Origin of the sequence: Mesorhizobium salmacidum (SeqCode) (assembly GCF_037179605.1) — a bacterium.
Lineage (GTDB): Bacteria > Pseudomonadota > Alphaproteobacteria > Rhizobiales > Rhizobiaceae > Mesorhizobium > Mesorhizobium salmacidum.
In genome coordinates this window covers 17,216-38,696 of the sequence record NZ_JAPYKS010000032.1, presented here as the reverse complement: position 1 = coordinate 38,696, position 21,481 = coordinate 17,216, and the positions used below count along the sequence as shown (strand labels likewise).

The window sequence follows — 21,481 nt, the reverse complement described above, 5'->3', positions numbered from 1 at the left end:
AATGGAGTTCGGAGACACCGCAACTTTTTGGACTTAAGAGGGATGATTTCTGCCGATCTTTTGGATACCACATTCCCCTTCGATCCTTCTCAAAACGACAACAAGGAGTCTCGGCCCGCTCCCACCGAGGCGATATTCGCCAAATTATCAAGTTTCGGACTCAGATAATCAGAAACCCTGTCTGACAGGCATCCACAGAAATAATACATACTGAAAATGGCGGCCTCATTTTTCAAAACCAGGATGGTTTCGAAGCCGGCGCGTCGCTAACGGTCCTCAAGGCGAGAATTCTAAGAGACGTTCAACAATGACCCAGCACGCAGAAAACGCTCGAATTCTCATGTACAGCCACGACACGTTCGGGCTCGGCCACTTGCAGCGCTGCCGGACGATCGCGCATTCGCTGGTCGAGGATTTCCGCGGACTTCAGGTGCTTATCATTTCGGGTGCGACTATCGCTGGCGCCTTCGACTACCGCGCCCGAGTCGACTTCGTGAAGATCCCCAGCGTCATCAAGTTGCGCAACGGCGAATACACCTCGCTGGAAAAGGATATTGATCTGCATGACACCCTGAGGCTGCGCCAGTCGATCATCCGCCACACAGCCGAGACCTTCCGGCCGGATATCTTCATCGTCGACAAGGAACCGCTCGGCCTGCGCGGTGAGATTGAGGATACGCTGTCCTACCTCAAGACGCGGGGAACCACGCTGGTGCTTGGCCTGCGTGAGGTGATGGATGCGCCACACCTGCTCGAAGCAGAGTGGGCGCGCAGGGATGTGATGCGCAAGATAGGCCTGTTCTACGACAAAGTCTGGGCCTATGGCCCGCCGGACTTCTACGATCCGCTGACCGGCTTGGATGTGCCGCCGGCTGTCAGGGCAAAGATGAGTTTCGTCGGTTTCCTGCAGCGGAGCCTGCAGCGGAACGAGTTGCCCGGCCACCGGCCCGAAGGCGACTATATCCTCGTTACCACCGGTGGCGGCGGCGACGGTGCCGAATTGATCCACGATGTCATCGATGCCTATCAGCAGGATCCGCGACTGCAGCACAGGGCGCTGATCGTGCTTGGGCCTTACATGCCGGCGCGCAAGCGCAACAAGCTGCTCAGGAAGGGCTCCAAGATCCCCTATATCAAGATCATCGAGTTCGACAACCGCATGGAAGACCTGATTGCCGGCGCCAAGGGGGTAGTGGCGATGGGCGGTTACAACACTTATTGCGAGATATTATCTTTCGACAAGCCGGCGCTGATCGTGCCACGCATCGAGCCCCGCCAGGAACAACTGATCCGCGCTCGGCGCGCAGCCGAACTCGGCCTCATCGAGATGCTCTTGCCGGAGGAAGCCAAGGACTCCCAGCGGTTTGCCGATGCACTGGTGGCGCTGCCGGACCGGTCCCGCCCCTCACAGAGTAATCCGCATCTGACGCTGGAAGGGCTGCCTCATATTTCCGAGATTGTCGCGGAACTGCTCGACCGGCGGGCCGGCCATCACCTTTCGGTCATTGAAGGAACCCACTGACTTGCAACATCGCAAGATCGTCGTGGTTCTGAAGGGCTATCCGCGGCTGTCGGAAACTTTTATCGCGCAGGAACTGCTCGGTCTGGAACGCGCGGGGTTCGACTTGATACTCGTCGCGCTCAGGCGGCCCACCGACGCAAAACGCCACCCCGTGCATGACGAGATCAAAGCGCCCGTCCACTACCTGCCGGAATATCTGCACGACGAGCCGCTGCGCGTGCTTCGCTCGCTGTTTGCTTATTTGCCGCGGCCGGGCTTCTGGCGCGCGCTTGGATCGTTGGCCGCCGATATCCCCCGCGACTTTACGCGCAATCGCGCACGCCGCTTCGGGCAAGCGCTCGTGCTGGCGGCCGAATGGCCGGAAGACGCGGGATGGCTGCATGCACATTTCGTGCACACGCCGGCATCGGTGACGCGCTATGCCAGCCAGCTTCGTAGCCTGCCCTGGAGCTGCTCAGCCCATGCCAAGGACATCTGGACTTCGGCGGACTGGGATTTGGCTGGGAAACTTTCCTCGGCGCGCTGGACAGTCACCTGCACTAAGACCGGCTTCGATCGCCTGAACAAACTCGCTAACGGCAACTCGTCTGTGCATCTGAGCTATCATGGGCTCGACCTTCATCGCTTCGGCAGTTTCGGCGAGGCGCGAAAACAGCATGACGGCTCGGAGCCGGGCGGACCGGTTGTCGTTCTGAGTGTCGGGCGCGCCGTCGAAAAGAAAGGTTACGATACCTTGCTGGAGGCCCTTGCCCTCTTGCCTGGCGATTTGGCCTGGCGTTTCGAGCATATCGGTGACGGCGAGGAACTGGAACGGCTCAAGGCGCTGGCGCAAAAGCTCGGACTGGATGATCGCGTCTCTTGGAAAGGCGCGCTTGCGCAGGAGCAGGTGCTTGAGCACTACCGCTGCGCCGACATCTTCGCCCTGGCCTGCAGGATCACGGCAAATGGCGACCGGGACGGTCTGCCAAATGTTCTTGTGGAGGCAGCTAGCCAACGGCTTGCCTGCGTGTCCACCGATGTTTCTGGTGTGCCGGAGCTTATATCTCCGGATGAAACCGGGCTGCTGGTACCGACCGATAGCCCAATTGCCCTGGCACAGGCGCTGGAGCGACTGATCCGTGATCCCGTGCTGCGCGCCCGCCTCGGCGACGCCGCAGAGCGGCACGTGCGCGGCAATTTCGATCATATGGCGAGCATTGGACAGCTCAAGGAACTGTTCGAGCGCGAGTGGCGGGCCGCGGATTGATGCAGCTGCGTGCCTTCCTCTATGTCCAGCACCTGCTCGGTATCGGCCATCTCGCACGCACCAGCCGCGTCGCGGCGGCTCTGGTCGATGACGGGTTTGACGTAACCGTCGTGACCGGTGGAGCGCCGGTCACCGGGTTTCCGGGACTGGGGGCAAAATCTGTAACCCTGCCACCTGTCACCTCCGGTGATGAAGGATTTTCCGGACTTGTCGACCTGCAGGGCGTACCCATCGACGATGATTTCAAGAAACGCCGTTCGGAGATGCTGCTGCAGGCATTCCGGGATTGCAGGCCTGATATCGTCATTGTCGAGGCGTTTCCCTTTGGACGCCGGCAGATGCGTTTCGAACTCTTGCCGCTGATCGAGGCCATCGACGCGACGTCGCCCAGACCGCTGCTGGTGACGTCTGTCCGTGATATCCTTCAGGAGCGTGTCAAGCCGGGCCGAAACGAGGAAACGATCGATCTCATCAACAGGCATTTCGACCTCGTTATGGTCCACGGCGATCCGGCTTTCGCAACCATCGACAAGACATTTCCCCTGGCTGGGGCGATCAGCGCCGAGGTCACCTACACAGGGCTCGTTGCCGCGCCGCCACCGCCCGCGGCCTCCGAGCGCTTCGACGTTCTGGTGTCGGTTGGCGGCGGGGCTGCCGGAAAGAGCCTTGTCAGTTCCACCATCGCAGCGGCGCGGAATGCCAACAACGTTTGGAACTGGTGTTTGATCACCGGCCCAAACCTGCCAAAATACGAGTTTGACGCGATCGCACGCGATGCCACGCCGGGCCTGTCCATCTTCCGGTTCCGCGAGGATTTCGCCAGCCTGCTGACCGGCACCCGCCTGTCAGTCTCGCAGGCGGGTTACAACACGGTCTGCGATGTACTGCGTGCGGGTTGTCGCTCCCTGCTCGTTCCATTTGCAGCCGGCGGGGAAAGCGAACAAACGGTTCGCGCCCTGATGCTCGAAGAACTCGGTCTTGCAACGGTGCTGATGGAAAAGGACCTAACGCCTGAAGGTTTGGCGCAAGCGATCGAACAGGCGCTTGTCGGACCAGCGCCATCCGCGCACCGTCTCGATCTGGAAGGCGCGCGCCACTCGGCGCAAATCCTGCGCGAGCGATATCGAACATGGCCCCTAAAAGGGGGACCGGATTTCGGAAAAGTACATGATCAAACGGATGATGGATCCTAGAACGGTTGGTCGTCTCACGGAAACGCAGAACCGCTCTATCGCTTGTTTTGACGCAATTCCGGACAGAAAACCGTTCACGCCTTTCCTGGAGTATCCATGTCGTAGTCCCAAAAGCGTCACGCACTGTTGGACGAAATGCATTAAACAGTTCCAATCAGCATGAAGCGCGTATAATTTTTTGTCGGCAGTTCGCCGGAGAACCGCACCTCCCGTAGCGCCGCCATTGCTTCGAAGGCTGCCAGCGAAGCCACGCAGTTGACGTGCGTCGGCTCGCTGAAATAATCGTTGGATTGCAGCAGTACATTCGAGCCCCTCGGAAGCAGAGCAAGCCAGGCGCGCAGATCGGCTATGTGTTCGCAGCTCGTATTGACCGTCAGGTCGGGCCGCTCGGCCGCATAGTCGAGCGCGTACATATCTGCCGTCAGCGCCCGGAACCGGTCGCCGGCTTCCCGATTGAGGGTCAGGGCGACGGGCGCGACCTCGGGATCGATGTCGATGCTATCCACCGCCGCGATGTCGAAGCGGGCATCGTTGAAAAGCATTGCCGGCAACACGCCATACCAACCACCCAGAACCCATATGCGCCCGAACCGGCCGCCGCAGCTTTCGAACAGCCTATCGAGCGCCCACATCTTGCAGGCGACCTGTTTGTGATTGAAGGCGTTGCCTATATCGGCGTTCGGATGCTTGGCGATGACGCGCGCCAGCCCTGCCACGAGAGGGCTTTTGACATAGGCCGCAATTCCTCGGGTGAGGTCCAAGGCTTGCTCGTGCCCGTCCATGCCGGCATTGCGCGGTTGCGTGACATCCATCATATTCGCCTTGTATGTTGGGATTTCGGGCGACACAACGCAATCTTGCTGAGCGCAGCACTACCTTCGTGCACTGCAGCTTCGAGCTTGTCATTGGTGACGAAGAAATTGACGATACGTCATGCGCCGGCAGCCGCTTCTTCATCCCGCATCCTTCGAACTGAGGTCCGCAGTCGCACATGGAACCCAGCCTAGCCCGCTATATCTGGACGCACACCAAGAAGCAGCAGGTCTGGATATTGCTGATCGTCGTGCTCTCGATGATCCCGTATTTCATGTCCTTCAACCTGCCGAAGCTGATCGTCAACGGCCCGATCCAAGGCCGCGGCTTCGAGCAACCCGGCGCGACCCTGCCATTCATGAGGTTGCACTATGACCTGCCGTTTATTGGCGAGGTCCTGTTGTTCTCCGGTTTTCAGCTCGGCCGCAAGGCGACGCTGCTCGCCCTGAGCATTGTGTTCCTCTTGCTGGTCGTCATCAATGGCCTGTTCAAGCTCTACATCAACACCTACAAGGGCCGTCTCGGCGAACGCATGCTGCGGCGTATCCGCTTCGATCTGGTCGATCGTGTGCTGCGGTTTCCGCCGATTTACTTCAAGCGGGTGAAGTCCGCCGAAGTGGCGACAATGGTGAAGGACGAGGTGGAGCCCTTGGGCGGCTTCATCGGCGATGCCTTCCTGCAGCCGGTGCTGCTCGGCGGCCAGGCTCTGACGGCCATGCTGTTCATCATGGTCCAGAACGTCTGGCTCGGAATGATAGCGGTCGTGATCGTGGTGATCCAGATCGTGCTCATCCCGCGAATGCGGCGGCGGCTACTCGTGCTCGGGCGCCAACGGCAATTGACGGCGCGCGCGCTTTCGGGCCGGGTTGGCGAAATCGTCGACGGCATCGGCGCGGTTCACGTCCACGATACGTCAAACTACGAGCGCGCCGACATAGCTGCCCGGCTCGGGCTCATCTTCAAGATCCGCTTCGATCTTTACCAATGGAAATTCATGGTAAAGTTCCTCAACAATTTTCTCGCGCAGCTCACGCCCTTTCTGTTCTACATGATCGGCGGTTATCTGGTCATCGGGGGCCGGCTGGACGTCGGCCAACTCGTCGCCGTGATCGGCGCCTACAAGGACTTGCCCGGACCGATGAAGGAACTGATCGACTGGGATCAGGATCGGCAGGATGTCCAGGTCAAATATCAGCAGGTCGTTGAACAGTTCACCGTCGACGATATCATCGCGCCGGGAATCGGAGCACTGACGATCGACGATCCCGGTCCGATGACAAACCCGCTGTCGGCGGTCGGTCTGTCCATGGCCGACGATGGCGGTGCGATGCTCCTCAATCGTATCTCCATGCAGGTCAAGCCGGCTGAGACGGTGGCGCTGGTCAGCACCCCAACCGGTGGAGCGGAGGCGCTAGCAGAAGCCTTCGCGCGGCTGAACTGGCCGGACGGTGGAAAGATCACTTCGGGCGCCGACGACCTGCTTGAACTCCCGGAAGCAGTGACCGGCCGGCGCATGTCCTACGCCTCGTCGGATGTTTTCCTGTTCCAGGCAAGCCTCCGCGATAACCTGCTCTACGGGTTGAAACATGCGCCGCTGACACAGGTGACTTATGACGGTGCCGCGGCAGACCAGCACCGCTGGAACATCGACGAGGCGCGTCGGTCGGGCAATCCGGATCTCGACATCCACAGCGACTGGATCAACTATGCTTCCGCCGGGGCTACCGGACCGCACGACCTCTTTGAAGCCGTGCGCCGGGTGCTCGACGCGGTTCTTCTGTCGCGCGACATTCTGGATCTTGGCTTGCGCTCTTCGGCCGACCTCACGCGTCACACGAAGCTTGCCGGTCGGATCGTCGAACTGCGTGCGGCGCTGCGAACCCGGCTGGAACAGGAAGGGCTGCGCGAACTCGTGGTTCCTTTCGAGCCGGGCGCTTACAACACGGAAGCGACGATCGGCCAGAACCTGCTTTTCGGCGCTGCCGCCGGCCCCGAACTGGCCGACAAGGCTCTGGCGGCCAATCCCTATTTTGCTTCCGTGCTGAAGCAAGCCGGCCTCGACCGCACGCTCTACGAAACGGGCATGGAGATCGCTGAACAGGCGATCGAGCTGTTTGCCGACCTGCCGCCCGATCACCAGTTCTTCCAGCAGCTCGCCTTCATGAGCGCCGAGGAGATCCCCACCTACGAGACCTTGCTGCAGCGGCTCAAGAACCGTCCCTACGAGGCGGTTTCGGAGGCCGACCGCGCCATGATCATCACCTTGAGCTTTGCCTATATCGAGCCCCGGCACCGCTTCGGCCTGCTGACCGACGAGCTGATGAGCAAGATCGTCGCTGCCCGCAACCAGTTCTATGAAAACCTGCCGCCCGAGCTGCAAAACGCGATCGAACGGTATGATCCTGCCAAATACATCGCCTCGGCCACCGTCATGGACAATGTCCTGTTCGGGCGCGTGGGCAACAACCATCCCGACGCGCCGGACCGCATACGCTCCATCGTCTATGAAATTCTTGACGAGCTGGGGCTTTATGCCGAGCTTCTGAATGTCGGCCTGGATTTCAACGTCGGCGCAGGCGGCAGGCGGCTGACCGGTGGACAGCGACAGAAGCTCGATGTTGCCCGCGCCCTGCTCAAGCGCCCCGATTTTCTCATTCTCAACCGGCCGTTGTCGGCGCTCGACCAGCGCATTCAGGACAAGGTGCTGCGAAACGTGCTCGAGGAAGCCAGACGCGACGGCCATTCGCCGGCAATTGTGTGGGTCGTGACGAGTCCGGCAATGGCGGTAGGGTTCGATCGCGTTGTCGTCTTTGACTCGGGCCAATTGGTGGAAGACGGTACACACGAGGCACTTTTGGCAGGGAACGGTATCTTCAAGGAACTTCTGTCATAGTCTGGCAGACGCGAATTTAGGAAGGTTTGCGACAATGCTGCTCAAGGATGAAGTTGGAATGCTGCAACGCGTTCCCTTGTTCTCTGGCATTGAGCCGGCAAAGCTCAAGCTGCTCGCGTTCACATCCGATCGCGTGAACTACAGCGCCAGCCAGATTCTTTTCCGGCAGGGCGACGAGGCGGATGCCGCCTATGTCATCCTTTCAGGCAGGGCGGATATTCTGGTAGATTCCGACAGCGGCCCGATAAAAGTTGCCGAACTGTTGCCAAATTCGATCGTCGGCGAGATCGCCATATTGTGCAACAGCTCCCGCACTGCCACCGTCAGAGCGGCAAGTGATCTGGAGGTTTTGAGAATCCGCAAGGATCATTTCCTGAGGCTTATGAAGGAGTTCCCGGAAATGACGATCGAGATATTGCGGGTTCTTGCCGATCGGCTAAGCCATACGACCGCGGATCTGATCGACGCACGAACCGCCTAGAGCCACGATGGGCGAAAGTATGGACGACGATTTTTTCCTGGTCAGGTTTTGGGGCGTGCGCGGCAGCATTGCGGTATCCGGGCCAGAATTCGTTCGCTATGGCGGCAACACAAGCTGCATTGAGATGCGATGCGGCAAGCATACGCTTCTGTTCGACGCGGGCTCTGGCCTGCGGCCTGCCGGCAGGGCGTTTCAGGCGGCGGATGTGACCGATTTCGACCTGCTTTTCACCCATTGCCATTACGATCACATCATCGGGCTACCGGCTTTTGCGCCGATCTTTGACCCGAGCGTCAAGCTTACCCTTTGGTCCGGCCATCTTGCAGGACGCATGACGACCCGGCAGATGATCGACGATTTCATACGGCCGCCGTGGTTTCCGGTGAAAATGGACGTCTGCAAGGCAAAGCTCGACTGCCGCGATTTCGTGTCCGGAGACGTGCTTCGGCCGCGCGAAGGGGTGGTGGTTCGGACCGGCAGCCTTACCCATCCGGGCGGCTGCATAGGCTACCGGATTGAATGGGGCGGCCGCGTCGTGGCGGTGATCACGGACACCGAGCACGAGACGGGCAAACTCGATCAGTCGGTGCTCGGCCTGATCGAAGATGCCGACCTCGTCATTTACGATTGCACCTACACCGAGAAGGAAATGGAACGCCGCCGCGGTAACGGCCACTCGACATGGCAACAGGGCGTCAAGCTCTGTGAGGCAGCCGGTGCGCGGGGGCTCGCGCTGTTTCACCACGATCCAGCACGCACCGACGAGCAACTGGACGAGATGGAGAAACTGGCCAAGGACAGGTTTGCCGGCGCGTTTGCCGCGCGGGATGGCCAGACCCTCGTATTTCCAGTCTCGTTGCAAAAAAAGCGCTGAGCTATTTTCCTCTACCTGCGCAGCGCCCGATCAATGTCCTGATTGGAACCCATGAGCAGAGGGCAGTCTGTGCGGTGACTGTGAACAGCCGTTCGAGGAAAAGCCACGCCGATTCATCATGTACGAGATGGTGGGTGAGCAGGCCGACCGGTTCGTCGTCGAATGCATGCTGCAAGTGCGCGATGATTGCCTGGACCAATAGGCCGTGATCGCGGCAGCCGCGCGTGCCATGCCAATCTATGATGTCGACATTGCTGTTGATGACCGCCAGTGAAGCCGGCTTCGGCGGCCCATAGGCCGACAATGCCGCAAATCCTATCGATCCAAGATCGGATACCAGGCCGGCGTCGATCCTGTTCCAGGGTGGCACCAGCATCGGAACGGCACGTGCGCCGTGCAGGCCGGTTACGTGCGCCAGCCCGCGAGCCAGATCATCGAGCACCGCCTCGCGTGGCCGATGCGGACCGAGCTCCTGCTTTTTCTGGTCCTCGGGCGCGTGATTTCGGTGCTCCCAGCCATGGATGGCGACGGTGGCATGCGGCGCCTCGTCAAGCCGGGCGACAAGCTTCTCATCAGTGAGGAACGGAATGACGGCCAGCGTGACCGGAACCGCGAATTCACCGGTGAGATCGAGCAGCCGATCAAGCGCAGGCGTCGGATCCACGGCATCATCGTCGCGCAGCCAGAACTCTGCCTTACGACCGGCCCGTTGCCGGCCCGCCAGTTCTTCCATCAAGGGCTGCCAGATCCGATCGGACGATGTCATGAAACCGGGACCTTCGGAAGAAGTTCGGCCAGATGCGCCGCTGCAACGCCGAGGGAACGTTCTTCAAGGATGAAACGTCTGGCTTCTGCGGCCATGGTGGTTCTTTCGTCGTTACGGGCCAGAAGCCTTTCAATGGCAGAAGCGAACGCCGCCACATCGCGCGGCGGGGTGAGAAACCCGGTCTGGCCATCTCGCACGACTTCCGGCACGCCGGCGATGTCCTGAGCCACCACCGGAAGGCCGGCGGCCTGTGCTTCAAGATAGGCAACGCCATAGGCCTCGCCGTAACCCGGCCAGACGTAAATTCCTCCACCATAGAGGACATCCGGCACGGCGGCTGGCTCAATCGCGCCAAGCCATTCGATACGGTCGGCGGCAAAGCCGGCGAATTGCGCCTTGACCTCGTCACGGGCAGGCCCGTCGCCGACGACCGACATGGTCCAGGGCAGGTGGCCGATCAGACCGAGCGCTTGCGCCAGCATGCGATAGCTTTCGACTTTGTCGCCCGGGCGCATCATGGCAACGGCAACGAGGCGCGTCGGACAACCTCGTGCCGGCATTTCCTGGAATACCGATGTGTCGATAAAGGGCGACAGCATATCAAGAGCGACCCCGGGTATCGCATCTGCCAGTCCCTGACGATCCCTTTGCGTGAAGCAGATGTTCAGCGCCGCCTGTTCGACGGCTCGCACCACCAACGCCTGCGCATCGGCCCACAAACCGGTATTGCGCCGCCTCGAATAGGAAGCTTCCGCTGTCACATATGGGACAGCAAAGGTCGACGCCAGTTCGGGCCCAATCAGGTCGGGCGCTTTGTAATAGGGATGATAGCAGAACCATAGATCGGGCTTGCCGTCACGATCCCAAAGCCTGGTCAGCCGCGCGGCTTCCTCTCGGGCCTCTAGCTTGAGCGCATCGAAACTTTTCGGCTCCGGTTCGCGTAGATAGAAGCGCAATTCGGATGCCAGTTCGACGCTGTGTCCTCCATGTTCCAGCGCCTTGACTAGCGTGCGTGCCATCTGGCGGTCGCCGGAGGCAACGGAATGATTGGGTGACTTCAGCGGCGCGTAGAAGGCAATTCGCATTGCGCGACCCTATCATCGGAAAGCATGCGCAAGTCAATTTCGAAGCATCATCGACTTCACCTTCAAGCAGGGGAATGTGCTATCTGATGCTCATGGAAACAGCTGCCGCGTCGGACCCGTTCATCGCTTCTCTGCCGGTCTTCGCAAAGTTCGAAAGCGTTGCCGATATCGACAACTACCGGCCTCTCCCCGATGGCTGGGCGCTGGCCACCGCCGACATTGTCGGCTCGACCAAGGCGATCGAGACTGGACGCTATAAAACAGTCAATATGGCCGGCGCCAGTGTCATTTCGGCCCTGCTCAATGCGCTGGGTCGGCAAGATCTCCCCTTTGTCTTCGGCGGCGACGGGGCGCTCGTCGCATTTCCCGGCTCGGCGGTGGAGACCACCCGCAACGCGCTGGCGGCTGTCCAGAGATGGGTGGCGGACGAACTGGACCTAACCCTGCGCGCCGCAATCGTGCCGATAAAGGATATTCGAGCGCAAGGCCTCGACGTTCGCGTGGCAAGGTTCCAGGCATCCGATGCGGTCTTCTATGCCATGTTCGCCGGCGGTGGCGGCAGTTGGGCGGAAGCCGAGATGAAAGCGGGACGCTACCGCATCGATCCTGCGCCGGCCGGCGCACGGCCGGATCTGACCGGCCTCTCCTGCCGCTGGAACCCTATCGAAACCCGGCATGGCGAAATCGTCTCGATCATAGCCGTCCCGGGGGCGTCGCGCGACCTGCGCGGTTTTCAGTTTCTGGCATCCGACATCATCGCCCTTGCCGGCAGACAGGAACGCGATGGCCACCCGGTGCCGGTGAACGGGCCGGGTTACAGCTTGCTGCCCGCCGGCCTCGATATTGAGGCGCGGGCCACGGCGCCGACAGGACGGCGGTGGCTGTCGAAGCTGTGGATAGTGTGCCTGATGACGCTTACGGCCGTCACCGATAGATACGGCTGGACGATCGGCAGTTTCGATCCGAAGATCTACAAACGCGACGTGGCCAGCAATTCGGATTTCCGGAAGTTCGACGACGGCTTGAAGATGACCATCGACGTTGACGCTGATGTCTTGCAACGGATCGAGAACCGGCTGAAACAGGCGGAACAGGCGGGCATCTGCAACTATGGCCTGCACCGCCAGAAATCGGCCTTGATGACATGCCTCGTCGCCTCGCCGCTGCAGCGCGATCACGTTCATTTCATAGATGGTGCCGCCGGCGGCTATGCGATGGCTGCCGCAAGCTTGAAGGCAAAGTTGCCGGTCTGATGGCGGCTTGCGAGAATCCATTTTCCGCAATATGCCTCGGGCATGGTTCCTGGGACCATGGTAAGCCGCGCCTGGCAGCGGCCAGCCTATCCGAATTAACGGGAAAGCAGATTTTTGGACGCTTCACGATCGGCATATGACCGTCTGCTGAACCGTATCTCGACGCACGCCGCGCAGGTCGGTGTGATCGGATTGGGCTATGTCGGGTTGCCGCTGGCAATTGCGGTCGCACGCGCCGGCTTCCCGGTTTTCGGCTTCGACATCGAAGCCCAGAAGGTCGAGAGCCTGAACAACGGCCAATCCTACATTGAGGCGGTGACGTCGACAGCCCTTGCCGGCCACGTGGCGAGTGGACGGTTCCGCGCCACAGCGGATTTTGCCGAACTGTCCGTCTGCGATATCATCATCATCTGCGTTCCGACACCGCTGACGAAAAACCGTGAGCCGGACCTCTCCTTTGTCAGGAACACGACTGGCGTCATCGCAAAGCATCTGCGTCTCGGCCACCTCATCGTGCTGGAATCCACCACCTACCCCGGCACCACCGACGACGTGATCAAGCCCATACTGGAAGAAACCGGCTTGCAGTCGAAGATAGACTTCTTCGTCGGCTTCTCACCTGAACGCGAGGATCCCGGCAACCGCAACTTTGAAGTCGCGACGATCCCCAAGGTCGTGGCAGGTGACGGCATTGAAGCGGCGACGCTCGTGCAGGCTTTCTACCAAGGCGTGGTCAAAACCGTCGTTCCGGTTTCCAGCACCGCGACCGCCGAGGCAGTCAAGCTGACGGAAAACATCTTCCGTTCGGTCAACATAGCCCTCGTCAATGAATTGAAGGTCGTGCTCGGTGCGATGGGCATCGACATCTGGGAGGTGATCGAGGCGGCCAAGAGCAAGCCCTTCGGCTATATGCCTTTCTATCCTGGCCCCGGATTGGGCGGCCACTGCGTGCCGATCGATCCCTTCTACCTGACGTGGAAGGCGCGCGAATATGAACTGCCGACCCGCTTCATCGAGCTGGCGGCAGAGATCAACACTGCTATGCCGCGTCATGTAGTCGACGAACTGGCGAAAGCGCTGGACCGGCGCTGCGGCAAGGCGCTCAGCCGCTCGCGCATTCTCATCATCGGGCTCGCCTACAAGAAGAATGTGCCCGACATCCGCGAAAGCCCCTCATTGCGGCTCATTGAACTCATCGAGGAATGGGGCGGCAAGGCGGAATTCCACGATCCGCATGTTCCCGAGATCCCGACCACACGAGAGCATATGGCGATCAAGGGGCGCCGCTCGGTCGAATTGACCGAGGCGGCCTTGAAGGAATTCGATGCCGTCGTCGTTGCAACCGACCATGACGCAATCGACTATCAGGCAATCGCTGATCACGCCCTTCTGATCGTCGACACACGCAATGTTTTTGGCCGTCTCGGGCTGCTCCGAGAGACGGTGGTGAAGGCCTGACGGCGTCCCGCCCGGCAAATTTTTTGCCCTATGTCAGGATCGTGATTGCACTCCGGCCGCGGCTTCGCCACATAACGCCACAAGACATGAATGCAGTTAAGCCTGTTCCTTGGTTGTAAGGACAGTCACTCGGGAAATTCCTTCGCCGTTCTGCCGCCGAAGCCGATCTGACTTTGGGGTATCTTTGGGTCGCTGGCGGACTGTGTTATGGCGGATTGAAGGATAATGGCTCCGTCTTCGACGGGTTTCGAGGTGGTATGAGCACGGCGCAAGCAGAAATTTCCACAATTCTCATGGATAACGTTGCCGACTGGCTGACTCAGTCGGCGCTGGCGGGCAACGAGCTGGAAACATTGGTAAAGGGGTTTTGCGAACGGCTGGCTGCTGCCGGCCTGCCGCTGAAGCGGGTGCATTTGAGCTTTTCGATGCTTCATCCGCTTTATGACGCGCTTGGCTTCACCTGGATTCGCGGCCAAGGCATGGAAGTGGAAGGCTTCCGCAAAAAGGACGGCGTTCATTCTGACAGGTTCCTGACCAGCCCATACTACCATCTGCTCAGCAACAAGCTCGACCATCTGCGGCGTCGGCTCGACCCGTCGGTCCCGTCGGAATTTCCTGTTTTCGATGAACTCAGGCTTATGGGCGTGACCGATTACATGGCTTTCGTTCATCCCTTCAACGGCAATACCAGTCAGGGCATGATCGGGTCCTGGTCCACCGACAGTGCTTCAGGTTTCAGTGACAGCATGATTTCGGCGCTGCTGCGTATCCAAAACCATCTCGCCATCGCAACCAAAATGGCGGTACTCACCAAGTTGGCCGACAACATGATGACCACTTATCTCGGCGGCGACGCCGGCAGACGCGTGCTGGATGGCCAGATCAAGCGCGGCGAGGGCGACACAATCCGTGCCGCACTGGTCATGGCCGATATGCGCGGGTCGACAAGGCTTGCCGAAACTTCCGGCCGCGAAATCTACATCGACACGCTGAACCAGTTTTTCGATGCCATTGCTACACCTTTCAATCGCAAAGGCGGGCAGATCATGAGTTTCATAGGTGATGGCTTCATTGCCGTCTACCCTTGCGAAAGGCATCGCTCGCATTCCGAGACCGCCTGCCAGTCTGCTCTGGCGGCGGCGCACAAGGCCACTGCGCGCATGATGGATCTCAACCTGAGCAGGAAGAAAAAGGGGCTGTCCGACATAAAATTTGGAATCGGCCTGCATGTCGGCAACGTGATGTTCGGCAATGTGGGGCTTACCGACCGGCTCACATTCTCTGTCTTCGGCTCGGCTGTAAACGAGGTCCAGCGCCTCCAGACCCTGACCAAGAAATATCCGCACCGCGTTCTCGCCAGCAAAGACTTCGCCAGCTATTGCGGCGCCAACAGTTGGCTGACGCTCGGCAGCGAGGAGTTGGCGGGGATCAAGCAGAAGCTGACGGTGCTTTCACCCGATCTGTCGGGCGCTCTCGCACTCGATGAAGACGGGGCGCTGGAGCCGATTTACGACCGGAGATCGGAGGCCGAGCAGGTCATGCTGCTTCATCGCGATGCCGCACGGCTGTCGGCGGGCGACTCGAAGAAGCTCCAGTAGCCCACCCCAATCTGATCCGAACGCCGTTGGTAGGCAGTCCGGCCGCCGGTTCCGCCGCTGGCGACCGTGTCGAATCCAAGTTGCTCTAGACTGGCAATGCGCTAGTCTCTCGCTTTCTGGACGTTGCCAGAGTGGGGCTGGTGTGAGAATGAATTCGGGCGTTGATCTACTGCGGATCGAAGATCTTGGCATCTCTTTTGCCATTATCGGGGGACCGTTGCACGCCGTCAGGCGTGCAAATCTTCGCGTTCTTCCCGGCAAGGTTACCGCGCTTGTGGGCGAGTCCGGTTCCGGAAAATCGGTTCTTAGCCAGGCAGTGATGGGCATTTTGCCGAACACAGCCCATGTTCGTGGCCGTATCCTATTTTCCGATCCTGAAAAGCCCGGCACGACACAGGATATCCTGCAGATGCCGCGTGATGGACCCGACATCCGGGCGTTGAGGGGCAGCCGCATCGGCAAGATCTTTCAGGAGCCGATGATATCGCTTTCGCCGCTGCACACGATCGGCAACCAGGTCAGCGAATCCCTGCAGATTCATACGCCCATGGCTCGGGCAGAGCGCAAGGCGCGGACCGAGGAAATGCTCAGCCTTGTCGGCTTTCCCAATCCCAAGCGCGCCTATGACATGTATCCGTTTGAACTTTCGGGAGGATTGCGTCAGCGCGCCATGATCGCCATGGCGCTTATCTGCCGGCCCGCCCTGTTGATTGCCGACGAGCCGACGACGGCGTTGGATGTCACCATCCAGGCGCAGATCCTGCAATTGCTGCGCGGGCTTCAGACCAAGCTGAACATGGCGATGCTGCTGATCACGCACGACCTCGGCGTTGTCGCCAATGTCGCCGACGAGGTGGTGGTCATGTACCATGGCGAGATCATGGAGGCGGGACCTGTCGAGGCGATATTCCGCCGGCCAGGTCACCCTTACCTGAAGGGCTTGATGGCAGCTGTTCCGCATTTCGACCTGAAGCCGGGCGAGAGGCTAAAGGCGCTCCGCGAGGTGCCGGTGAACGTCGGCACCCTGCTGGGCAAGCAGACGGCGCCGGCATCCAAGGGGCCGGACGACATCCTGTTGTCGGTCAGGGATCTGACAAAGGTTTTTGCCATCCGCAAGTCCGGATGGTTCGGCGGGGATCGTCAAACCTCTGTTCGCGCCGTGGACGGCGTGAGCTTCGATATCAGGCGGGGCGAGTGCCTGGGCCTGGTCGGCGAAAGCGGTTGCGGCAAAACCACCGTCAGCAAGATCCTGATGCGGGCTATCACCCCTTCCGGCGGCTCGGTGGTCTTTAACGGCCGCGAAGGACCAATCGACGTCCTGGAAGCTGAGGGAGACGCCCTGCGCACGCTGCGCGCGAAAATCCAGATGGTCTTCCAGGATCCGGTCTCGTCGCTTTCACCTCGCATGACGGTCGAAAATATCTTGAGCGAGCCGCTCGAAATCCATCGACGTGGCAATGCCGCGTCCCGACTAGCCACCGTCAAAAGCCTGATGCAGGCAATCGGGCTCGATCCGCGCTTCATCAAGCGCTATCCGCACAGTTTCTCCGGCGGGCAGCGTCAGCGTATCGGCATCGCGCGCGCGTTGGCCCTGGGGCCTGAACTCCTGATCTGCGACGAGCCGGTTTCGGCGCTCGATGTCTCTGTCCAGGCGCAGATCCTGAACCTCCTGAAGGACCTGCAGAAGGAACTGGGCCTGACCTACCTGTTCATATCCCACAATCTGGCGGTGGTGGACTACATGGCGGACCGCATCGCGGTGATGTGCGGCGGGCGTATCGTCGAGCTTGCGCCGCGCGAAATTCTGCTCAGGAAACCGGTCCACCCCTACACGCGCTCACTGGTCGCCGCGGTCCCTTTCCCCGATCTCGACCGGCCGATGGATTTCAAGACGCTGAAGCTCGGCGGCGCTTCCGACGCCAGCGCATGGGGACCGCAATTCCACGACGAGGGCGAAGAGGATACGCTGTCGCCGATCGATCTTGGCGGCGGCCACCTCGTGCTGGCCCGACGTTCGGCCGATGCCAGCGAGCTACGCCCTTGATCAGCCGTCGCACCCTCCTTGGACTCATGGCTTCGGCACTTCTGCCGGGCACGTCGCGCGCTGGCGATCTGGAGCCGGATTTTCTTCAGCCGCAGTTGAAAGCCAGGGCTTTGCCGGCACTCAAAGAGCGCCTGCCCAAGAGCCCGCGCGGGTTGAACCTCGCTGCGATGGGCCGGCAACCCGGCCAGTATGGCGGCACGCTGCGTACCATCATCGGCAGCCAGAAAGATATCCGGATGATGACGATCTACGGATATGCCCGCCTGGTCGGCTATGACGAAAAGCTTAGCTTGCAAGCCGACATTCTCGAAAGCTTCGACGTAGCGGATGATCGCGTCTTCACGTTCAAGATTCGGGAAGGGCATAAATGGTCCGACGGCAGCCTGCTGACGCCGGAGGATTTTCGTTATTGCTGGGAAGATGTCTGGCTGAATGATGAGCTTTCGCAAGGCGGGCTCGCCCCTGCCCTGTTGGCGGACGGCAAGCCGCCACGTTTCGAGATCGTCGATCCGTTGACTGTCCGCTATAGTTGGGATGCGCCCAATCCCGACTTCCTGCCCAAGCTTGCCGCTGCTTCGCCGACACCGCTTGTTTTGCCGGCTGCCTATCTCAAGCAGTTCCACAAGAAATACCAGGATCCATTCCGGCTCGCCGGCCTGATGAAGGAGAACCGGGCCGCGAAATGGACGCTCCTGCATATCCGCATGTCGAGGCAGTATCGCCCCGAGAACCCGGAGCTGCCGACGCTCGATCCCTGGCAGAACCGTACCAAGCCGCCGGCTGAGCAGTTCATCTTCGAGCGCAACCCATTCTTTCATCGAACAGACGAGAATGGCCGGCAACTGCCCTATGTCGACCGGATCATCATGAATGTCAGCTCGTCGGCGATCATCTCCGCCAAGACCGGTGCGGGCGAGAGCGATCTGCAATGCATGGGAATTGACTTCAGCGATTACTCCTTCCTGAGGGACGCGGAGAAGCGCTATCCGGTGAAGATGCATCTGTGGAAACGCACACAGGGTTCGCGGCTGGCGCTGCTGCCCAATCTGAATTGTGCCGACCCGGTGTGGCGTGGCCTTTTGCGTGACGTGCGCGTGCGCCGCGCACTTTCGCTCGCTGTGGACCGGCGCGAGATCAATATGGCCGTGTTCTACGGATTGGCGCAGGAAAGCGCCGATACGATCCTGCCGGAGAGCCCGCTCTACCGGCCGGAATTCGCGAAGGCCTGGGTTGCCCATGATCCCGACCAGGCCAATGCCCTGCTTGACGAGGTCGGGCTTCAGGCACGTGACGATGACGGCCTGCGGTTACTTCCCGATGGGCGCCCCGCGCAGATCATCGTGGAAACGGCCGGCGAAAGCACGCTGGAAACCGACGCGCTCGAACTCATCACCGATCACTGGCGCAAGATCGGCATCGCCCTGTTCATCCGGACTTCGCAGCGCGACATCTTCCGCAGCCGCGCGCTTGGCGGCCAGATCCTGATGTCGATGTCGTCGGGCATCGACAATGGCGTGCCAACCGCAGACATGAACCCATACCAGCTGGCCCCCACCATCGACGACCAACTGCAATGGCCGCTCTGGGGCGCTTACTATCTGTCCCATGGCAAGATGGGTGAGGCGCCCGATCTTCCTGAAGTGGTCGAGTTGATGGCTTTGCTCAAGCGCTGGAACGCATCGACCAAAGCCACGGAGCGCGCCGAAATCTGGAATTCAATGCTGTCGATCTACACCGATCAGGTGTTCTCGATCGGTACGGTGAACGAAACACTTCAGCCGATTCTGGTGTCCTCGCGTCTGCGCAATCTGCCTGACAAGGCACTCTTCGGCTATGATCCGACCGCCTATTTCGGTGTCTACATGCCGGATACATTCTGGCTTGGAGGCTCCTGAGCGTGCTTCGATATATTGTCTGGCGCATCGCTGTGATGGTTCCAACGCTGCTGGTCATATCGGCGCTGGTGTTCACGATCATCGAACTTCCACCGGGTGACTATTTCGACAGCTATGTCGCCGAGCTTCGGGCCCAGGGCGAAGCGGTAGATTCCGATCGCATCCAAATGATGCGGAAGGAATATGGTTTCGACCAGCCGCCCGTCATTCGGTACTTCTACTGGGTCGGCGGGATGCTGCACGGCGATTTCGGCTATTCCTTCGAGTATGAGCTGCCGGTTCGCGAAGTCGTCGGGGACCGAATGTGGCTGACCGTGCTGGTTTCCTTCGTCACGATCATCTTCACTTGGCTCATCGCCTTTCCCATCGGCATGTACTCCGCCACACATCAATACAGTTGGGGCGACTACGGCCTTACTCTCTTCGGCCTTCTCGGCCTTGCCATTCCGAATTTCATGCTGGCGCTGATCCTGATGTATTTCGCCAATATCTGGTTCGGCACCTCCATCGGCCATCTCATGGACCCGCAATATCTCAGTGAGCCGATGAGCTGGGCTAAGGCGAAGTCGATCCTCGCCCATCTCTGGATCCCGGTCTTGATCATCGGCACCGGCGGCACGGCAAGCATGATCCGGCGGCTGCGCGCCAATCTGCTCGATGAGTTGCACAAGCAATACGTCGTGACAGCACGCGCCAAAGGCCTTCATCCGTTCAAGGCATTGGTCAAATATCCGCTGCGCATGGCGCTCAATTTCTTCATTTCCGATATCGGCTCGATCCTGCCGGCCATCATCTCCGGTGCCGAAATCACGGCGATCGTGTTATCCTTGGAAACGACCGGACCGATGCTGATCAAGGCGCTGCAGAGCCAGGATATGTATCTGGCGGGTTCGTTCCTGATGTTTCTCGCCTTCCTGACGGTTATCGGCGTGCTGATTTCCGACCTGGCGCTGGCGCTGCTTGATCCACGAATTCGTTTGCAGGGCGGCAGCACCAAATGAACAAGCAATCACCCCTGCCCGCTCCGGGTGCCCCACTGCAACACTACGTTTCCATCGCGCCCTTTGACCTGCAATCAGTCGAGGCGATGACGGCGGAGCAGTCGAAGGTCTTTCAGGCGTCGCAGTTGCGGCTGATGTGGTGGAAATTCCGACGGCACCGGCTTGCCCTTGTATCCGGCATATTTCTGGCAGCGCTCTATTTAGGGATACTGATCTGCGAGTTCCTGGCGCCCTACAATCTGCACACGCGCAACATGGACTACATCTATTCGCCGCCGCAGCGGGTACACCTGTTCCACAACGGCCAGCTTGTCGGGCCGTTCGTCTATGGTCGCCAGATGACGCTGGACATGGACACACTCAAGCGGAACTACATTGACAAACAGGATGATGTTCAGCGGATTCGTTTCTTCTGCAAGGGCGACAGTTACCGGTTCTGGGGCCTGGTCGAAGGTGACAGACATTTTGTCTGTCCTGCCAAAAACGGCCAGCTCTTTCTGGCCGGCACCGACAGGCTGGGGCGCGATGTGCTCTCGCGTATCATCTATGGCGCACGCATTTCACTGACAATCGGCCTTGTCGGCATCAGTTTCAGCTTCCTGCTCGGCATTGTCATAGGCGGACTGGCTGGCTATCACGGAGGTATCTTCGACCTGATCGTTCAACGGATAATCGAAGTTCTGCAATCGATCCCCAGCATTCCGCTATGGCTGGCTCTGGCGGCAATCATGCCGATAACCTGGAGTCCAATCCTGATCTATTTCGGCATCACCGTCATCCTCGGGCTGCTCCACTGGACCGGACTGGCGCGGGCCGTGCGTTCAAAGCTTCTGGCCTTGCGCGAGGAGGATTACGTTCTGGCCGCGCAATTGATGGGCGCCACCAGTAGCCGCATTATTCGGCGGCACCTCATCCCCGGTTTCATGTCGCATCTGATCGCGACGGCGACGATCTCCATACCCGGCATGATCCTGGGCGAGACGGCGCTGAGCTTCCTTGGGCTGGGCCTGAGACCACCGACAACCAGCTGGGGCATCCTGCTAACCGAGGCGCGCAGCGTCAGCGTGATCGCGTTCTATCCATGGCTGCTTTTGCCGATGCTCCCCGTCGTTCTCGTCATCTTGGCATTCAACTTCCTCGGCGACGGCTTGCGGGACGCCGCAGACCCCTACAAGTGAGATCGCTATTCCGCGGCACGCCGGGCCGCCTGTTCCACCCGGTATGATCCCTGCCGGCAGCCAGTTCGGTTGTTGCAGTGTTCATCATCCGCCCCTATACGTGCCGACACGCAATCGAGCTTAGCGCGCCGCCTTCGGGATGCACTCGTGAACAGTTCTTGTCGCGGGCATTGCCGATCTC

General features: G+C 60.0%; 16 protein-coding genes. 13 read left to right on the top strand and 3 right to left on the bottom strand.

The window, feature by feature from the left end:
• Positions 1 to 307: 307 nt before the first annotated feature.
• The 3 genes from O7A60_RS28145 to O7A60_RS28135 are packed head-to-tail and all read left to right on the top strand — an operon-like array spanning position 308 to position 3,961.
• Positions 308 to 1,522, top strand: coding sequence for a glycosyltransferase family protein (locus O7A60_RS28145; RefSeq protein ID WP_337108983.1), 1,215 nt, complete (start codon positions 308 to 310; stop codon positions 1,520 to 1,522).
• Between the two features lies 1 nt (position 1,523).
• Entirely contained in the window at positions 1,524 to 2,768 is a 1,245-nt protein-coding gene (locus O7A60_RS28140; protein WP_337108982.1) for a glycosyltransferase, read from the top strand.
• On the top strand, positions 2,765 to 3,961 hold the full coding sequence (locus O7A60_RS28135; RefSeq protein ID WP_337108981.1) for a glycosyltransferase family protein: 1,197 nt from the start codon (positions 2,765 to 2,767) through the stop codon (positions 3,959 to 3,961). The genes O7A60_RS28140 and O7A60_RS28135 overlap by 4 nt, the downstream gene beginning before the upstream one ends.
• A 140-nt stretch (positions 3,962 to 4,101) precedes the next feature.
• On the opposite strand, the gene O7A60_RS28130 is transcribed toward O7A60_RS28135, so the two are convergent.
• Positions 4,102 to 4,773: a class I SAM-dependent methyltransferase gene (locus O7A60_RS28130; RefSeq protein WP_337108988.1), complete on the bottom strand. Its 672-nt coding sequence runs from the start codon at positions 4,771 to 4,773 to the stop codon at positions 4,102 to 4,104.
• Positions 4,774 to 4,952: 179 nt separating this feature from the next.
• Between O7A60_RS28130 and O7A60_RS28125 the strand changes: the two genes are divergently transcribed.
• From O7A60_RS28125 to O7A60_RS28115, 3 genes are read left to right on the top strand one after another with little or no spacing between them, the layout of a single operon-like run.
• Positions 4,953 to 7,667 (top strand): ABC transporter ATP-binding protein, encoded by a 2,715-nt coding sequence (locus tag O7A60_RS28125; RefSeq protein WP_337108980.1) that lies wholly within the window; start codon positions 4,953 to 4,955, stop codon positions 7,665 to 7,667.
• Between the two features lie 34 nt (positions 7,668 to 7,701).
• Positions 7,702 to 8,148, top strand: a complete 447-nt coding sequence (locus tag O7A60_RS28120) for a cyclic nucleotide-binding domain-containing protein (protein WP_337108979.1) — start codon at positions 7,702 to 7,704, stop codon at positions 8,146 to 8,148.
• A 19-nt stretch (positions 8,149 to 8,167) separates the two neighbouring features.
• A complete protein-coding gene (locus O7A60_RS28115; protein ID WP_337108978.1) occupies positions 8,168 to 9,022 on the top strand; it encodes an MBL fold metallo-hydrolase in 855 nt (284 codons plus the stop codon).
• Between the two features lies 1 nt (position 9,023).
• On the opposite strand, the gene O7A60_RS28110 is transcribed toward O7A60_RS28115, so the two are convergent.
• Positions 9,024 to 9,788: a polysaccharide deacetylase family protein gene (locus O7A60_RS28110; RefSeq protein WP_337108977.1), complete on the bottom strand. Its 765-nt coding sequence runs from the start codon at positions 9,786 to 9,788 to the stop codon at positions 9,024 to 9,026.
• Positions 9,785 to 10,873: a glycosyltransferase family 4 protein gene (locus O7A60_RS28105; protein WP_337108976.1), complete on the bottom strand. Its 1,089-nt coding sequence runs from the start codon at positions 10,871 to 10,873 to the stop codon at positions 9,785 to 9,787. Before O7A60_RS28105 ends, O7A60_RS28110 begins: the two co-directional genes overlap by 4 nt.
• A gap of 92 nt (positions 10,874 to 10,965) precedes the next feature.
• Here O7A60_RS28105 and O7A60_RS28100 point away from each other — a divergent pair, with 92 nt between their 5' ends.
• The 7 genes from O7A60_RS28100 to O7A60_RS28070 all read left to right on the top strand — a co-directional run bounded on the left by O7A60_RS28100 (position 10,966) and on the right by O7A60_RS28070 (position 21,300).
• A complete protein-coding gene (locus O7A60_RS28100) occupies positions 10,966 to 12,126 on the top strand; it encodes a DUF3095 domain-containing protein (RefSeq protein WP_337108987.1) in 1,161 nt (386 codons plus the stop codon).
• A gap of 114 nt (positions 12,127 to 12,240) precedes the next feature.
• On the top strand, positions 12,241 to 13,584 hold the full coding sequence (locus O7A60_RS28095) for a nucleotide sugar dehydrogenase (protein ID WP_337108975.1): 1,344 nt from the start codon (positions 12,241 to 12,243) through the stop codon (positions 13,582 to 13,584).
• 257 nt (positions 13,585 to 13,841) lie between these two features.
• Complete coding sequence (locus O7A60_RS28090) at positions 13,842 to 15,182, top strand: adenylate/guanylate cyclase domain-containing protein (protein ID WP_337108974.1); 1,341 nt, start codon at positions 13,842 to 13,844, stop codon at positions 15,180 to 15,182.
• A 148-nt stretch (positions 15,183 to 15,330) separates the two neighbouring features.
• Positions 15,331 to 17,226, top strand: a complete 1,896-nt coding sequence (locus O7A60_RS28085; protein WP_337108973.1) for an ABC transporter ATP-binding protein — start codon at positions 15,331 to 15,333, stop codon at positions 17,224 to 17,226.
• A gap of 26 nt (positions 17,227 to 17,252) precedes the next feature.
• Complete coding sequence (locus O7A60_RS28080) at positions 17,253 to 19,121, top strand: ABC transporter substrate-binding protein (protein ID WP_415926865.1); 1,869 nt, start codon at positions 17,253 to 17,255, stop codon at positions 19,119 to 19,121.
• A 2-nt stretch (positions 19,122 to 19,123) separates the two neighbouring features.
• The gene (locus tag O7A60_RS28075) at positions 19,124 to 20,122 is read left to right on the top strand and encodes an ABC transporter permease (protein ID WP_337108971.1); all 999 of its coding nucleotides are present in this window, start codon (positions 19,124 to 19,126) and stop codon (positions 20,120 to 20,122) included.
• Complete coding sequence (locus O7A60_RS28070) at positions 20,119 to 21,300, top strand: ABC transporter permease (RefSeq protein WP_337108970.1); 1,182 nt, start codon at positions 20,119 to 20,121, stop codon at positions 21,298 to 21,300. The genes O7A60_RS28075 and O7A60_RS28070 overlap by 4 nt, the downstream gene beginning before the upstream one ends.
• Positions 21,301 to 21,481 lie beyond the last annotated feature (181 nt).

What these genes read in the sequence shown, in the direction of transcription:
- O7A60_RS28145 (WP_337108983.1), top strand. Translation starts at nt 308, where the DNA reads ATGACCCAGCACGCAGAAAACGCTCGAATTCTCATGTACAGCCACGAC.
- O7A60_RS28130 (WP_337108988.1), bottom strand. Translation starts at nt 4,773, where the DNA reads ATGGATGTCACGCAACCGCGCAATGCCGGCATGGACGGGCACGAGCAA.
- O7A60_RS28125 (WP_337108980.1), top strand. Translation starts at nt 4,953, where the DNA reads ATGGAACCCAGCCTAGCCCGCTATATCTGGACGCACACCAAGAAGCAG.
- O7A60_RS28120 (WP_337108979.1), top strand. Translation starts at nt 7,702, where the DNA reads ATGCTGCTCAAGGATGAAGTTGGAATGCTGCAACGCGTTCCCTTGTTC.
- O7A60_RS28115 (WP_337108978.1), top strand. Translation starts at nt 8,168, where the DNA reads ATGGACGACGATTTTTTCCTGGTCAGGTTTTGGGGCGTGCGCGGCAGC.
- O7A60_RS28110 (WP_337108977.1), bottom strand. Translation starts at nt 9,788, where the DNA reads ATGACATCGTCCGATCGGATCTGGCAGCCCTTGATGGAAGAACTGGCG.
- O7A60_RS28105 (WP_337108976.1), bottom strand. Translation starts at nt 10,873, where the DNA reads ATGCGAATTGCCTTCTACGCGCCGCTGAAGTCACCCAATCATTCCGTT.
- O7A60_RS28100 (WP_337108987.1), top strand. Translation starts at nt 10,966, where the DNA reads ATGGAAACAGCTGCCGCGTCGGACCCGTTCATCGCTTCTCTGCCGGTC.
- O7A60_RS28090 (WP_337108974.1), top strand. Translation starts at nt 13,842, where the DNA reads ATGAGCACGGCGCAAGCAGAAATTTCCACAATTCTCATGGATAACGTT.
- O7A60_RS28085 (WP_337108973.1), top strand. Translation starts at nt 15,331, where the DNA reads ATGAATTCGGGCGTTGATCTACTGCGGATCGAAGATCTTGGCATCTCT.
- O7A60_RS28080 (WP_415926865.1), top strand. Translation starts at nt 17,253, where the DNA reads ATGGCTTCGGCACTTCTGCCGGGCACGTCGCGCGCTGGCGATCTGGAG.
- O7A60_RS28070 (WP_337108970.1), top strand. Translation starts at nt 20,119, where the DNA reads ATGAACAAGCAATCACCCCTGCCCGCTCCGGGTGCCCCACTGCAACAC.